The 14,373-nt window shown below is 63.9% G+C and carries 19 protein-coding genes and 1 other RNA gene; 12 read left to right on the top strand and 8 right to left on the bottom strand.

The features are described 5' to 3' along the window. Positions 1-13 precede the first annotated feature (13 nt). The 8 genes from hprK to B058_RS0110905 all read left to right on the top strand — a co-directional run bounded on the left by hprK (position 14) and on the right by B058_RS0110905 (position 4,796). Positions 14-967 carry an HPr(Ser) kinase/phosphatase gene (gene hprK / locus B058_RS0110940; RefSeq protein ID WP_018508529.1) on the top strand — a complete coding sequence of 318 codons (954 nt, stop codon included), beginning with the start codon at positions 14-16 and terminating at the stop codon, positions 965-967. Continuing rightward, positions 968-1,804, top strand: coding sequence for an RNase adapter RapZ (gene rapZ, locus B058_RS0110935; RefSeq protein ID WP_018508528.1), 837 nt, complete (start codon positions 968-970; stop codon positions 1,802-1,804). Then, the gene (locus tag B058_RS0110930; RefSeq protein ID WP_018508527.1) at positions 1,804-2,169 is read left to right on the top strand and encodes a NusG domain II-containing protein; all 366 of its coding nucleotides are present in this window, start codon (positions 1,804-1,806) and stop codon (positions 2,167-2,169) included. Before rapZ ends, B058_RS0110930 begins: the two co-directional genes overlap by 1 nt. Beyond that, positions 2,150-2,713, top strand: a complete 564-nt coding sequence (locus B058_RS0110925; protein ID WP_018508526.1) for a Gx transporter family protein — start codon at positions 2,150-2,152, stop codon at positions 2,711-2,713. The genes B058_RS0110930 and B058_RS0110925 overlap by 20 nt, the downstream gene beginning before the upstream one ends. Before the next feature lie 121 nt (positions 2,714-2,834). Next, positions 2,835-3,452 carry a flavin prenyltransferase UbiX gene (locus B058_RS0110920; protein ID WP_026240850.1) on the top strand — a complete coding sequence of 206 codons (618 nt, stop codon included), beginning with the start codon at positions 2,835-2,837 and terminating at the stop codon, positions 3,450-3,452. After that, positions 3,449-4,045: an LON peptidase substrate-binding domain-containing protein gene (locus tag B058_RS0110915; RefSeq protein ID WP_018508524.1), complete on the top strand. Its 597-nt coding sequence runs from the start codon at positions 3,449-3,451 to the stop codon at positions 4,043-4,045. The genes B058_RS0110920 and B058_RS0110915 overlap by 4 nt, the downstream gene beginning before the upstream one ends. Beyond that, positions 4,045-4,596, top strand: a complete 552-nt coding sequence (locus tag B058_RS0110910) for a pyridoxamine 5'-phosphate oxidase family protein (protein ID WP_018508523.1) — start codon at positions 4,045-4,047, stop codon at positions 4,594-4,596. Before B058_RS0110915 ends, B058_RS0110910 begins: the two co-directional genes overlap by 1 nt. Beyond that, a complete protein-coding gene (locus B058_RS0110905; RefSeq protein WP_018508522.1) occupies positions 4,593-4,796 on the top strand; it encodes a hypothetical protein in 204 nt (67 codons plus the stop codon). Before B058_RS0110910 ends, B058_RS0110905 begins: the two co-directional genes overlap by 4 nt. Before the next feature lie 29 nt (positions 4,797-4,825). On the opposite strand, the gene B058_RS0110900 is transcribed toward B058_RS0110905, so the two are convergent. Next, positions 4,826-5,554 carry a tRNA threonylcarbamoyladenosine dehydratase gene (locus B058_RS0110900; RefSeq protein ID WP_018508521.1) on the bottom strand — a complete coding sequence of 243 codons (729 nt, stop codon included), beginning with the start codon at positions 5,552-5,554 and terminating at the stop codon, positions 4,826-4,828. A 16-nt stretch (positions 5,555-5,570) separates the two neighbouring features. Here B058_RS0110900 and B058_RS0110895 point away from each other — a divergent pair, with 16 nt between their 5' ends. Beyond that, on the top strand, positions 5,571-5,771 hold the full coding sequence (locus B058_RS0110895) for a DUF2905 domain-containing protein (protein WP_018508520.1): 201 nt from the start codon (positions 5,571-5,573) through the stop codon (positions 5,769-5,771). 33 nt (positions 5,772-5,804) lie between these two features. Continuing rightward, positions 5,805-6,365 (top strand): transcription elongation factor GreB, encoded by a 561-nt coding sequence (gene greB / locus B058_RS0110890; protein WP_018508519.1) that lies wholly within the window; start codon positions 5,805-5,807, stop codon positions 6,363-6,365. A 9-nt stretch (positions 6,366-6,374) separates the two neighbouring features. Here the strand turns inward: greB and B058_RS0110885 are convergent, their stop codons facing one another. Further along, positions 6,375-7,217: a thioredoxin family protein gene (locus B058_RS0110885; RefSeq protein WP_018508518.1), complete on the bottom strand. Its 843-nt coding sequence runs from the start codon at positions 7,215-7,217 to the stop codon at positions 6,375-6,377. Between the two features lie 39 nt (positions 7,218-7,256). Continuing rightward, entirely contained in the window at positions 7,257-8,627 is a 1,371-nt protein-coding gene (gene purB, locus B058_RS0110880) for an adenylosuccinate lyase (protein WP_018508517.1), read from the bottom strand. Positions 8,628-8,773: 146 nt separating this feature from the next. On the opposite strand from purB, the gene B058_RS0110875 reads away from it, so the two are divergent. Together B058_RS0110875 and B058_RS0110870 are read left to right on the top strand one after the other, a co-directional pair. Then, positions 8,774-9,331, top strand: a complete 558-nt coding sequence (locus B058_RS0110875) for a DedA family protein (RefSeq protein WP_018508516.1) — start codon at positions 8,774-8,776, stop codon at positions 9,329-9,331. Next, positions 9,328-10,008: a DUF1345 domain-containing protein gene (locus tag B058_RS0110870; RefSeq protein ID WP_018508515.1), complete on the top strand. Its 681-nt coding sequence runs from the start codon at positions 9,328-9,330 to the stop codon at positions 10,006-10,008. The genes B058_RS0110875 and B058_RS0110870 overlap by 4 nt, the downstream gene beginning before the upstream one ends. A 32-nt stretch (positions 10,009-10,040) precedes the next feature. Here B058_RS0110870 and recR read toward each other — a convergent pair whose 3' ends face one another. From recR to B058_RS0110850, 5 genes are all read right to left on the bottom strand, one after another. After that, the gene (recR, locus tag B058_RS0110865; protein WP_018508514.1) at positions 10,041-10,634 is read right to left on the bottom strand and encodes a recombination mediator RecR; all 594 of its coding nucleotides are present in this window, start codon (positions 10,632-10,634) and stop codon (positions 10,041-10,043) included. 18 nt (positions 10,635-10,652) lie between these two features. Beyond that, entirely contained in the window at positions 10,653-10,976 is a 324-nt protein-coding gene (locus B058_RS0110860; protein WP_245539299.1) for a YbaB/EbfC family nucleoid-associated protein, read from the bottom strand. Next, the gene (dnaX, locus tag B058_RS0110855) at positions 10,976-12,793 is read right to left on the bottom strand and encodes a DNA polymerase III subunit gamma/tau (protein WP_018508512.1); all 1,818 of its coding nucleotides are present in this window, start codon (positions 12,791-12,793) and stop codon (positions 10,976-10,978) included. The genes B058_RS0110860 and dnaX overlap by 1 nt, the downstream gene beginning before the upstream one ends. Positions 12,794-13,098: 305 nt before the next feature. Further along, positions 13,099-13,196: signal recognition particle sRNA small type (ffs, locus tag B058_RS17555), an RNA gene on the bottom strand. Positions 13,197-13,221: 25 nt separating this feature from the next. Next, positions 13,222-14,298, bottom strand: a complete 1,077-nt coding sequence (locus B058_RS0110850; RefSeq protein ID WP_018508511.1) for a 3-deoxy-7-phosphoheptulonate synthase — start codon at positions 14,296-14,298, stop codon at positions 13,222-13,224. Positions 14,299-14,373 lie beyond the last annotated feature (75 nt).

Genomic DNA, 14,373 nt, shown 5'->3' with positions numbered 1-14,373 from the left:
CGCAGGCCGGCGCATGGATGGCGAACTAAGCCACGTTTCGGTTGAAACCCTGTTCCGCGATCTGGCGGAACAGCTCGGCCTGCAATGGGTAGCCGGACGCACCGGCGGCGATCGCACCCTATCCTCCGAAACCATCCAGAAACCGACCCTGGCGCTCATTGGACATCTGAATTTCGTCCATCCCAACCGGGTACAAGTCCTGGGCTGCGCTGAAATGGACTATCTGCGCGGTTTGTCCGAGTCCAGCCTGCAGGAAGCGATCGACCACCTGTTTTCGAACGAGCTCGCGGCCATCGTCATTTCCAATGGTGAAGCCGTCCCACCGGTCTTGCGCGATACCGCCGAGCGCACCGGCACGCCTTTGTTTTCCTCGACGCTGGCCAGCCCGATCCTGATGTCCTATCTGGGCCATTACCTGACGCAAAGCCTGGCAGAAACAACCTCGCAGCACGGCGTGTTCCTCGAAGTACTGGGCATGGGCGTCCTCATCAAGGGCGATGCCGGCGTCGGCAAAAGCGAGCTGGCGCTGGAGTTGGTCACGCGCGGCCACCGGCTGGTGGCCGACGACGTCGTCGAACTCAAGCACGTCGCCCCCGAAACGCTCGAGGGCAACTGTCCCACGTTGATCCGCGACTTTCTCGAAGTACGCGGTCTCGGCATCCTCAATATCCGCTTCCTATTCGGCGAGACGGCGGTCAAGCTGCAAAAGAACCTCAGGCTGATCGTCGAACTGGTTCATCCGGAGGAAATCGGCGAAGTCGGGCTCAACCGGCTCGACATGGTCGCCTCGACCGAGAATATCCTCGGCGTCGCCATTCCCAAGGTGCGCATTCCGGTTGCAGCCGGCCGCAACCTTGCAGTGCTGGTCGAGGTGGCCGTGCGCAACCACATCCTCAAGAGCCGCGGCATCAATCCGGTCGAACAGTTCATCAAGCGCCAGCAGGCCGCCATCGACGGAGACGATTGAATGCAAGTCGTACTGGTATCGGGATTATCAGGTTCGGGAAAAAGCATCGCCATCGCGGTACTGGAGGACGTCGGCTATTACTGCGTCGACAACCTGCCTCTGGCGATGCTGCAGCCCCTGGTCGACTATCTGAAGCACGAAGGGCATGAACGCATCGCCATTGCCATCGACGCCCGCAGCAGCGCAAGCTTTACGCAGCTGCCGCAGATCGCGGAGGCCCTGCGCGATCAGGGTGCCGACCTGCGGGTCATTTTCCTCGAAGCCAAGACCCTGACGCTGGTCCAGCGCTTTTCCGAAACGCGACGCCGCCACCCACTCTCCAGCGACACGGTCTCGCTGCAGGAAGCCATCCAGCTCGAACGCGAGATGCTGGCCGACATCGCGCCGCTGGCGCACCGCATCGACACCAGCGACCTCTCCGCCGCCGCCTTGCGCCTGTGGATCAAGGATCTGGTCGGACAGGACCGTTCGCGCATCACGCTGTTGTTCGAATCCTTCGGTTTCAAGCACGGCATCCCGCTCGACGCCGATTTGGTATTCGACGTGCGCTGCCTGCCCAATCCGCACTACGTGGCGGAGCTGCGTCCGCTCACCGGGCGCGACCAGCCGGTCAAGGATTTTCTCGAGGACAGCCCCAACGCCATGGCGCTGCTGGCCGATATCCGTGGCTTCGTGGAGAACTGGCTGCCGTGTTTCATTCGCGACCACCGTGCCTATCTGACGGTCGCCATCGGCTGCACCGGCGGTCAGCACCGCAGCGTGTATTTCGCGGAAACGCTGGCCGCCGCCTTCCGCGAACGCGAGCAGGTGCTGGTGCGGCACCGCGAACTCAGCTGATGACGACCCTGCGCGCCGGCGATCTGGGCGTGCTGCTGACAGGCGGCGGCCTCGTCGTCGCGTTGACAATATGGGCCTGGGGTGGCGACCACGGCGACACGGTCGTCATCCGTGCTGCCGGCCGGGTGGTGGAAACCGCATCACTCGCACAAGCCCGGACCTTTGCCGTCGCCGGACCGCTCGGCACGACACATATCGAGATCGAACCCGGCCGCGCGCGCATTGCGCGCGATCCGTCGCCGCGCCAGTTGTGCGTCAAGCAAGGCTGGCTGACACAATCCGGACAGGCGGCGCTGTGCCTTCCCAATCAGGTCAGCCTCGAAATCCGCGGCCGGACCACGGCCTATGACACGCTCGGTTATTGAACTGCCGGTCCATGCGGACGACCGCCGCATCGCGCGGCTGGCGGCGCTGGCGATCGGCCTCACGCTCGCGGAGGCCGCACTGCCGAGCCCGGTCCCCGGCGTGAAGCCGGGACTCGCCAACATCGTCATCCTGCTGGTGCTGCTGCAATACGGCTGGCGTGCGGCCGCCTGGGTGTCGGGCTTGCGCGTACTGGCCGGCGGCCTGCTGCTGGGCAGCCTGTTTGCACCCGGTTTCTGGCTGTCGGCCGCCGGCGCGCTCGTCAGCCTCTCGGTGCTGGCGCTGGCGCGTTACCTGCCCCGCCGCCATTTCGGCCCGGTCAGCCTGTCGGTGCTGGCGGCATTCGGCCACATCGGAGGGCAGCTCGCACTGGTGGGCATCTGGTTGTTGCCGGCCGCTGCGCTGATCAAGCTGCTGCCCGTGTTCGCCACCGCTGCGCTGGTTTTTGGCACGGTTAACGGACTGATCGTGATGCGCATGCTTGCCACCTCGACACCGGAGCCGAACATGTCGCCCGATATTCTGGCAGGCACTCGCAAGGGATAGGCCGGGCGGATGATGCCCAGAGGGCCGGCATCCCGTCCCGCAGGCAATTTCGCGCACCGAACGAGTGCCAATCGCAGTCGCATAGTGGATTATTGGCGGCATCCGGGCGACAATCCGCGCCATGCACCCTACCCTGAATACCGTTACCCTTGCGCTCTCCGGCGCCTCCGGCATGGCCTACGGCCTGCGTCTGCTCGAATGTCTCCTGGCCGCCGACTTGCGGGTCTATCTGCTGGTGTCGCAGGCGGCGCACATCGTCGCCAAGCAGGAACTCGGCGTGGCGCTGCCTGCACGCGCCAGCGATCTTGAGCGTCAATTGTCGGAAAGCCTGAATACACGCGACGGCCAGCTGCGCGTGTTCGGCCGCGAAGACTGGAATGCGCCGGTCGCATCCGGTTCCAATCCGGCCGATGCGATGGTGGTCTGCCCGTGTTCGATGGGCACGCTCGCCGCCATCGCCCACGGCCTGTCCGACAACCTGATCGAACGCGCCGCCGACGTGATGCTGAAAGAACAGCGGAAGCTCATCCTCGTTCCCCGCGAGGCGCCGTTTTCCACCTTGCACCTGGAAAACATGCTGACGCTGTCGCGGATGAACGCGGTCATCCTGCCGGCCAATCCCGGCTTCTATCATCAGCCGCAGTCGGTTTCCGACATTGTCGACTTCGTCGTCGCGCGTATTCTCGACCAGCTCGGCGTCCAGCACGAACTCATGGCACGCTGGGGCGATAGCCGGTGAACGCCGCCGCCAAACGGACCCGCCTGCCGCTGTTTCCGCTGAACACCGTGGTGTTTCCCGGCGGCCGGATGCCGTTGCGGATTTTCGAACAACGCTATGTCGACATGGTGAAGCAGGCGATCGCCGACGACAGTCCGTTCGGCATCTGCGCCATCCGGGAAGGGCAGGAAACCGGCGCGCCCGCCGTGCCTTATTCAATTGGCACGCGAGTCCGCATCACCGACTGGGACATGCCCGAAACCGGCATCCTGCACATCGACACCCAGGCCGACACACGGTTCGTCATCCGCCACACTCAGGTCGAGCCCAGCGGGCTACTTATCGGCACGGTTGACGAAGTCAGTGCCGAACCGACCAGCGCGATCCCTCGCGAACTCGAACTGGCCGTGGAAATCCTGCGCCACATCATCGACGAATACGGTCACGCGCACTTCCCGGCCCCGCATACATTCGACAATGCCGTATGGGTCGGCTACCGGCTGTCCGAAGTACTGCCGTTGAAGCTCAGCGTCAAGCAGAATCTGCTGGAGATGAACGACAGCGTGGCGCGCATGCGCATCCTCACCGAATTCCTCAAACGGCAGATCAACTGATGGCACGCGTCTATCCCGCCCTCGAAGAAAAACACCGCGCCTTCATCGCCGCGCAGCAGATGTTTTTTACCGCCACCGGCACCACCACGAGCCGCCTCAACCTGTCACCCAAAGGCATGGATAGCTTGCGTGTATTGTCCGAGGTCTGCGTCGCCTACCTAGACCTCACCGGCAGTGGCAACGAAACCGCGGCCCACCTGGCACACGATGGCCGCATGACGATAATGTGGTGCAGCTTCGATGCCGATCCACTGATCCTGCGCTTGTACGGACGTGGACGCGTCGTGCGCAGGCAGGATCCGGAGTGGGGCGAACTCCGTCGCCATTTCCCTGCCCTTCCCGGCGAACGCCAGATCATCGTGCTCGACGTCGAATCGGTGCAGACCTCGTGCGGCTACGCCGTGCCGCGCTACACCTATGCGGGTGAGCGCGACACTCTGGCGCGCTGGGCCGAGAAAAAAGGACCGGTCGGCCTGCTCGATTACTGGCGCGAGAAAAACCAGATCAGCATCGACGGTCTGCCCACCGGATTATTGGAGGATACGAAATGAAAGGGTTCCTGATCCCGCTTGCGCTGCTCCTGTCCGCCTGCAATCCCACGCCGCCCCCGCAACCCAAAACCGAAGGCAAACCCAACCCGGTCTTCGACGCACAGATCCAGTCCATCGGGAAAGCCCGGGCCGTGGAAGGTCAGGTCATGGACGCCGCCGATGCGCAGCGCAAGCAGATCGACAACGCGACGCAGCAGTAAACCCGCGCAACCGGGCGGTTACGGCTGCGTCAGGGTTCGATCAGGCGCTGCACCACCGCGCCCGCCAGCATCAGGCCGAACAACGGCGGCATGTAGCTGATGGTGCCGTTGACCGCACGGTCGCGGCCGCGGCCTTCGACCGGCTGCGGCGGCAAGGGCGGCCGTCCCTCCTCGTCGGAAAACACGGTGAGCACGCCTTTGGGAATGCCGCGTTTCCTGAGCCGCTTGCGCATCACCGAAGCAAGCGGACACATCTCGGTCTTCGAAATATCGGCGATCCGGATTCGGGTGGGGTCGAGCTTGTTGCCGGCCCCCATGCTGGAGGCAACCTTGAGGCCGCGCTCGACGCTGCTGGCAACCAGCGCGACCTTGCAATTGAGCGAGTCGATGCAATCGATGACGAAATCGACGTCGGCAGGCACCATGTCGGCCACGGTTTCGGGGATGAGGAACTCGCGAATCACGGTCAGTTCGCACATCGGGTTGATGTCGCGGATGCGCGCGGCCATCAGCTCGGCTTTCGGCTGCCCCACGGTGGACAGCAAGGCAGGCAACTGGCGGTTGATGTTCGACACGGCGACCACATCGTGGTCGATCAGCGTCAACCGCCCCACCCCGGCGCGCGCCAGCGCCTCGGCGCAATACGAACCGACGCCACCCAGGCCTGCCACCAGCACGTGTGCCTGCGCAAGTCGCGCCTGTTCGCCGGCATCGAGCAGAATCCGTGTGCGTTCGAATTGCGGCAGGCTTGCGTCCATCGGCTAGAATCCCCTCATGATGAAATGGCTGGTCACACTCGTTCTGGCGTTGTTGGTATTGGGCCTGCTCACTCCCTGGCTCAATCGGCTGGGCCTGGGCCGGCTGCCCGGCGACGTTCAGATCCGGCATAAACGAGGCGTATTCTACTTCCCCTTCGCCAGTGTCATTCTCATGTCGCTGGCGCTCTCGCTGCTCGTCCATCTGTTCGGCCGATGAACACGGCCCCGCCCAAAGGACGCTTTCCCCAAAATGAATAAAGCATTCGTCAAGGAAACCGACGCACCGGATGCGGACGAGGACGAGATCGATGCGCCCGCGCTCCCCGCCGGGTCGAAGAACTACATGACGCCCGCTGGCTACGCGCAGCTCGACGCCGAATTCAATCAGCTGTGGAAAGTCGAACGCCCCAAGTTGGTGGAAACCATCTCGTGGGCGGCCAGCAACGGCGACCGCTCCGAAAATGGCGACTACATCTACGGCAAGAAGCGTCTGCGCGAAGTCGATCGGCGCATCCGCTTTTTGTCCAAGCGTCTGGAGCACGCCGATGTCGTCGACCCAGCCACCCGCGAGGACACCGACCAGGTGTTCTTCGGCGCCACCGTCACCGTCGCCGACAAGGATGGCATTGAGGCCACGTACGCCATCGTCGGCATCGACGAAGCCGACGCCGGGCGCGGCCGCATCGCATGGATCTCGCCGATGGCGCGTGCACTGCTGAAAGCACGCGAAGGGGACACCGTCAGCGTGCAGACGCCGGAAGGGCGACGCGAGGTGGAAATCGTCGAGGTGCGCTACCAGGCGCTCGACTGAGCCGACAGTTCAGTTGAGCGCGCTGGCCAGCAGCCGACGGTAGCGACTCACGAGTTCGCCGCCCCCCAGCAGGTTGAATACCGACAGCAGGGTCTTGCGTCCGATGTCGTCCTCGAAGCCGCGATCGCGGCGGACGATTTCCAGCAACTGGTCCATGCCCGCTTCGTACTGCCCCGCGGCAACCCGCAGGTTGGCGAGTTTCAGACGTGCATCGAGATCGTTTTCATTCGCCGCCACCCGCGCGGTCAACGCCGCTTCATCTTCGCCGGCCGCGCCCATGAACTGCAGGCGGGCCTTCAATGCGGGCACACGCGGATCGGCATCATCCGGCATGCTTCCAATCAGGCGGCGGGCCTCCTCGGCCTCGTTCAGATCGAGCATGATTTCCGCCGCGTCGAGCCTGACCCCCAGATGGGCGGGGTCGATTCTCGATGCATCGGCCAGCAATTGCAGCGCGCCGGGCGCATCGCCCGCATGGCGGGCGTCGGCCGCCTGGCGGCGCAGTTCGTCCGCCGGGCCAGGAACGAGCCGGTCGAGAAAGACCCGTACCTCGCCTTCAGGCAACGCACCGGAAAATTCGTCGACCGGTTCGCCATCGACGAAGGCCTTGACACTGGGGATACCGCGCACGCCGTAGCGTGCCGCAAGCTCCTGGTTCTCGTCCGAATTGATCTTGGCGAGCAGGAACTTGCCGTCGTATTCGGCCGCGAGTTTTTCCAGGATGGGCTTTAGCTGCTTGCACGGGCCGCACCAGGGTGCCCAGAAATCGACCACCACCGGGCGATGCTTCGATTCTTCGAGGACGCGTTGCGAAAAGTCGGCGAGACCGACGTCGAGAGCATGTTCGGACATGGAACCTCCGCGTGAATCCGTGACGAGGACCGGCCGAGCCTAAATCTGTCTGGCCAGCTCGGTCGCCATACCGGTATATGACGCCGGCGTCATCGATTTCAAGCGGGTCTTCTCGGCCGCCGGAATCGTCAGCCCGTCGATGAAGGCATGCAGCGTCTCGCGCGTCATGCCGGCCTTGCCGCGGGTCAGTTCCTTCAACTGCTCATAGGGATTGGCCACGCCATAGCGGCGCATCACGGTCTGGATCGGTTCGGCCAGCACTTCCCAGTTGGCTTCGAGATCCGCAGCCAGGGCGGCCGGGTTGGCCTCGAGCTTGCCCAGCCCGCGCAGGCAGGATTCGTAGGCCAGGAGGCTGTAGCCGAAGCCGACGCCCATGTTGCGCAACACGGTCGAATCGGTCAGGTCGCGCTGCCAGCGCGAGACCGGCAGTTTTTCTGCGAGATGGCGCAGCACTGCATTGGCCAGCCCCAGGTTGCCTTCGCTGTTCTCGAAGTCGATGGGATTGACCTTGTGCGGCATGGTGGACGAGCCTACCTCGCCCGCCTTCACTTTCTGCTTGAAATAACCCACCGAGATATAGCCCCAGATATCGCGGTTGAGGTCGATGAGGATGGTGTTGGTACGCGCAATGGCGTCGTACAGTTCGGCCATGGCGTCGTGCGGCTCGATCTGGGTGGTGTAGGGGTTGAAGGTGAGCCCCAGGCATATCACGAATTCGCGGGCGAAGTTTTCCCAATCGAGTTCGGGATAGGCCGACAGGTGTGCGTTGTAATTACCGACCGCGCCATTGATCTTGCCAAGCAGTTCGGTCGCGCCGATGACGTCCCAGGCGCGGCGCAGGCGATAGACGACATTGGCAAGCTCCTTGCCGACGGTGGTGGGCGACGCCGGCTGGCCATGGGTGCGCGACAGCATCGGCAGGTCGGCCAGTTCGTGCGCCAGTTCGGTCAGGCGCGCGATGACTTTTTCCAGGGCCGGCTGCAGTACGCCATCGCGCGCGCCTTTGAGCATCAAGGCATGCGACAGGTTGTTGATATCTTCCGACGTGCAGGCGAAGTGGATGAACTCGGATACCGCGGCAATTTCGGCGCTGGCCCGGGTCTTCTCTTTGAGGAAATACTCCACTGCCTTGACGTCGTGATTGGTGGTGGCCTCGATCGCCTTGACGCGCTCGGCGTCGGCCACGGAAAACGTGTCGGCGATGCCGTCGAGCAATGCAATGGCCTGATCGGAAAACGCCGGCACTTCGACGATGGCGGGTTCGGCCGCCAGCGCCTTCAGCCATTCGATCTCGACGATGACGCGGTATTTGATCAGGGCGTATTCGCTGAAGAAATCGCGCAGCGGCGCAGTTTTCGAGCCATAGCGGCCATCCAGCGGCGAAAGTGCCGTCAGGGCGTTGAGTTCCATCTTGTCCTCTCCGTTCAAACAGGGCGCCTCGGGGCGCGTGCATCCCGGATTATCCACGAGAACGGGCATCTAGCGGGCGACACGCATGCCATTCGCGCATTCCAACCCGTCATCGTGTCCCACGCGGCGCGCTCTACAATCCATGCATGGATATTGCAGTCCTCATCGCACAGTATGGCTATGCAGCTGTCTTCCTCGGTGCCCTGTTCGAAGGCGAATCCGTACTGCTGCTGGCCGGTTACGCGGCACATCGCGGCTATCTCGATTTCGCCGCGCTCACGGGCGTGGCCGGGATAGGCGCGATGACGGGCGACCAGTTCTTTTTCTGGCTCGGCCGCCGTCACGGACAAGCGTTGCTGCTGCGCCGTCCGGCTTGGCGCAGCAAAGTCGCGCACGCGCTCGATCTGATCCGGAAACATCCGGTCGGCGTCATTCTGGCGATGCGGTTCATGTGGGGCTTGCGCATCGCGCTGCCTGTCGCGGTCGGGCTCAGCGACGTGGCCCGCTGGCGCTTTTTCTGGCTCAATCTTGCGTCCGCCGCGCTGTGGGCACCTCTGGTAGGCGGTGCCGGCTATGTGTTCGGCGCACTGCTGAGCACCCATCTGGCCGTGCTGCATCGGGTCGAGCACTGGGTTATGCTCGGTCTGGTGGTCGTCCTGCTGGCCTTGCGCGGCTTTCTGCATTCACGTCATATCCGAGCATGAAATTTCTGCTGCCCTATCCGCACCGTGAGCTTCACCCCGTAGCCCGCCTGCGCGCATGGCATCGACTGTCGCTTGCGCTGACGCTCGGCGCTCTGGGCGCGGCATCAACGTATGCCGACGTATGGGAAACACGGCTGCTGGCCGGCTGGCTGGCCGGCAGCCTGATGTATCTGGTGCTGGTATGGTGGGGCGTGGGGCGGCTCGACACCGCCCAAACCCGACTGCGCGCTTCCAGCGAAGACCCCGGCGCCACCGCACTGTATGGCGTGCTGATCGCGGCGTCATGGGTCAGCCTGATTGGCGTGCTGCTGGTCACCGATGCAGCCAGGACGTCGACGGGAATGGTGCGCGGGTTGCACATCGTCCTCGCGCTCGGCACGCTGGCATCGACCTGGCTTTTGATCCAGACCTTGTTCGCGCTGCGGTATGCGCGCCACTACTACCGGTCGCATGGGGGCAAGGACACGGGCGGGTTGACCTTTCCCGGCGCCCCGCCCCGCTACGCCGATTTTGCGTACTTCGCAGCGGTCATCGGCATGACCTCGCAGGTGGCCGACGTCGCGATTACCACGACGGCGATGCGCCGGCTGGTGCTGGTGCACGGCCTGGTGTCGTTCGGCTTCAATCTGCTGGTGCTGGCGCTGACGATCAACCTCGTCGCCAGCGCGCTGGGGTAGATGCGGTCAGACGGTACGCCTGTTGCGCTATTTCATACGGTTCGCCTGTCGCGCACGGCCTGCGCCAGCGTGCCGCTGTCCACGTATTCCAGCTCGCCGCCCACTGGCACCCCGCGCGCCAGCCGGCTCACCTTGAGGCCGCGCGCCTTCAGCAGTTCGCCGATGGTGTGCGCGGTGGCCTCGCCTTCCGGGGTGAAGTTGGTCGCCAGGACCACTTCCTCGACCACGCCGTCGAGCGCACGGCTGATCAGACGGTCCAGATGGATCTCGCGCGGACCCATGCCGTCGAGCGGGCTCAGGCGCCCCATCAGCACGAAATAGAGGCCGCCGTAGCTTTGCGTGGCCTCCATCATGTTGAAGTCGGCAGGCATTTCGACCACCGCCAGCTGCCGCTTGTCGCGGTTCGGACTGGCGCAGACCTCGCACACTTCCGCCTCGGAAAAGTTGTTGCACAGCCGGCAGTGATGCAGATGCGTCAGCGCATGATTAAGCGCGCCGGCCAGTGCCTCGGCACCGCGCCTGTCGCGTTGCAGCAGGTGATAGGCCATGCGCGCCGCCGACTTGGGGCCGACGCCGGGCAGCACGCGCAGGGCAGTGATCAGGTTTTCCAGCGCGGCCGGTTGCATCTCACTGTTTCCATCTGATCAAAAAGGCAGCTTCATCCCCGGTGGGATCGGCAGGCCGGCGGTCACGCTGCCCATTTTTTCCTGTACCGTGGATTCGACCTTGCGCACCGCATCGTTCACCGCCGCGGCCACCAGGTCTTCCAGCATTTCCTTGTCGTCACCCATCAGGCTGGGATCGATGGCGATGCGGCGCACGTCGTATTTGCAGGTCATCGTCACCTTGACCATGCCGGCACCGCTCTGCCCCTCGATTTCGATTTCGGCCAGCTTGGCCTGCATCTTGGCCATGTTTTCCTGCACCTGCTGGACCTGCTTCATCATGTTGCCGATGCCGCCTTTCATCATGTTGATTCTCCTAATGGCTGTATGGTCGATGCGTCGATCTGGCCGCCAAACTGGTCGACCAGCTCACGCACGAATGGGTCTGATTCGATGGCCGCCACGGCCTCGGCCTGGCGGGCTTCCTTGATGCGCGTACGCACCTGCTGCGGGGTCCGCTCGGCCGCGGCGCCGATCTCGAATGTGATCTGAAGTGCCGCACCAAATTTGTCTTTCAACGCCGAAACCAGCTTGTCCTGATAGGCACGATCAAGCAGATGTTTGTGCGACTCGCCCACGCGCAAGGTCACCGCATCGCCCTCCTGCGACACCAGTTCGCAGTGATCGGCCAGCATCTTGGCCATGCCGCCGAGGCGCAGCCCGGCTACCACGGCGAGCCAGTCCCAGGCTCCGCTCGGCCTGGTTTCACGGGCTGTCAATACAGGTGTGGATGGCGCACCCGCTTCAGCCGGGGCAATCGCCGAGGTGGTTTCACTCGACACAGTTTCGCTCGGTGAAGCTTCGGCAACCCGCTCAACTGGCGGTGCTGGCGATGGGGGTACGCCGGACTCGGCTTCGCGGCTGGCGGTACGCACCGGCGGTTCGGCTCGCATCTCGGAAACAGCGGCCCGCGTCACAGACTCGGCACGCGCAGCGGGCGCGACGCGTTCCGCTGCGGCCGTTCCGACAGGCGTCGATCCACTACGCACATCAGCACGTGCGGAATCACGTGAACCCGGGGCAAAGGCCAGCATGCGCAGCAGCGTCATGCAGAACCCGGAAAACTCGTCCGGTGCATACGGCAGATCGCGGCGACCGTTCAACGCGATCTGGTAATACAACTGCACGGTTTCGGCGTCCAGCTGTGCGGCACACGTCTGCATGCGCTCGGCATCCAGACTGCTTTCCACCGCGCCCGGCGCGTGCAGCAACAGGGCCAGCTGGGTCAGCAGGTTGCCAAAGTCCTGCAAGGTGGCGTCGAAGGCGATGCCGCGCTCGGCCAGTTGCCGCGCCTGGTCCAGTAGCGCATCGCCGTTGCGCGCCGCCAGGGCGTCGAGCAGGTCGAACAGATAATCGCGCCGCACCGTACCGAGCATGGCTTCGACCGCGGCCGCCTCGACCTTGCCGCCGCCGTAGGCAATCGCCTGGTCGGTGAGCGACAAGGCATCGCGCATGCTGCCGGCTGCGGCGCGCGCCAGCAGGTTCAGCGCTGCCGGTTCGGCCGTCACATTCTCCTGCTCCAGCACTTCGCCCAGATGCTGCGCCACCAGGGCGGGCGGCATCGGCTTCAGGTTGAACTGCAGGCAGCGGCTCAAAACCGTCACCGGAATCTTCTGCGGGTCGGTGGTGGCGAGGATGAACTTCACATGCGCGGGCGGTTCTTCCAGCGTCTTCAGCATGGAGTTGAACGCCGGCTTCGACAGCATGTGCACTTCGTCGATGATGTAGACCTTGTAGCGCCCCACCGTCGGCGCGTACTGCGCGTTGTCGAGCACCTCGCGCATGTTGTCGACGCCGGTGTTCGACGCCGCGTCGAGCTCGAGCAGGTCGACGAAGCGTCCGGCGTCAATCTGCGTACAGGCCGAGCACACGCCGCACGGCGTGGCCGTGACGCCGGTTTCGCAGTTGAGACATTTGGCGAGAATGCGTGCCAGCGTGGTCTTGCCAACGCCGCGCGTGCCGGTCAGCAGGTAGGCATGATGCAGCCGGCCTTGCGTCAGCGCATTCGACAGGGCCTGCACGACATGCTCCTGGCCTTTGAGGTCGGCAAACGCGCGCGGACGCCATTTACGGGCCAGAGCCAAGGCTGGTTGGGAAGATTCGCCGAACAGGTCAGTCATCGTGCCGATTTTATCAGAGCGGCACCCCCCTGCCCGGCCAGACAAATCTTTCAGTGCTTAAAACAGATAGGCAAAGCGGATTTGCTGGAAAGAGGAAGTGTGCGCCGATGGCGACCTCCCCCATAGGGCAGCGAGCCGCTGTTCGCCTTGGTCTGCAAGCGGAATACCAAAGGAAACCCGAACTCGACCGCCATTCCGTTGGCTGCCCTGCTGGAGGGTGCCAGCCGCAAACTTGCGATCGGCGATAAAACCAGGAGTCTGTTCATTCTGCCTGCACCCTGGACGAAAACAGGCAGAAGTAATGGGGTGGCGAGCCAGAACCCCGGCACTGGCATCGGTCGCTGTGGCTGCTTCCTTCCGGACCTGACCCGATTCACAACTTAGCCATGCGGGGAGGCCCGCCACGCGCATTTTAACCCGAAGCGCGGCTATTCCTCATCCGCCGGCACGGTCAGCCGGCGTTTTTTCACCGCGTCGGCCAGCATCCTCAGCAATGGCACGGTGTCGTCCCAGCCGATGCAGGCGTCGGTGATCGACTTGGCGTATTCCAGCGGCTGGCCGACGACCAGATCCTGACGCCCCGCGTTCAGGTGGCTTTCGATCATCGCGCCGATGATGCGGTTGTCGCCGCCGGCCACCTGGGCCGCCACGTCGGCCCCGACGTCCATCTGGCGCTGGAACTGCTTGCTCGAATTGGCGTGCGAGAAATCGATCATCAACTGCTGGCGCAAGCCCGCCGACGCCAGCTCACCGCACGCCAGATGGACGCTGGCCGCATCGTAATTGGGCGTCTTGCCGCCGCGCAGGATCACGTGCGTATCCTCGTTGCCGGAGGTGCTGAACACGCCGACATGGCCCGACTTGGTGATGGAAATGAAATGGTGGCGCGCGGCCGCCGCCTTGATCGCATCGACCGCAATGCGCAGGCTGCCGTCGGTGCCGTTCTTGAAGCCGACCGGGCACGACAATCCGGACGCCAACTGACGGTGCGACTGCGATTCGGTGGTGCGTGCGCCGATAGCCCCCCAGCTCACCAGATCGGCGATGTACTGCGGCGAAATCAGGTCGAGGAATTCGGTCGCACACGGCAGACCGATCTCGTTGACGTCCAGCAGCAGCTTGCGCGCCAGCCGCAGGCCCTCGTTGATGTCGAAGCTTTCGTCCAGATGCGGGTCGTTGATCAGTCCCTTCCAGCCCACGGTGGTGCGCGGCTTCTCGAAGTACACGCGCATCACGATGATGAGATCGTGTGCCAGCTCGTCGGCCAGCGGCTTCAGCTTGCGCGCATAATCGAGTGCGGCGGCCGGATCATGGATGGAACAGGGGCCGACGACGATGAACATGCGGTCGTCCGCCCCACGCAGCACATCATGGATGGCACTGCGCGCATGGGCCACGTGGGCCAGCACGGTTTCGTTGGCGCGCAGTTCGCGCATGACCTGCATCGGGGCGAGCAGTTCGCCGCTTTGCTCGATGCGGGTATCGTCGGTTCGGGTGGCAGACATGTTCAGGCTCCGGTTGGTGTGCTTCGATCGCGGCGGCTTAAACAAAAAAACCGCCAGCGGGCTGGCGGTTTCGTC

Origin of the sequence: Thiobacillus thioparus DSM 505, assembly GCF_000373385.1 — a bacterium.
Lineage (GTDB): Bacteria > Pseudomonadota > Gammaproteobacteria > Burkholderiales > Thiobacillaceae > Thiobacillus > Thiobacillus thioparus.
This window is presented reverse-complemented; position numbering and strand designations above follow the sequence as displayed.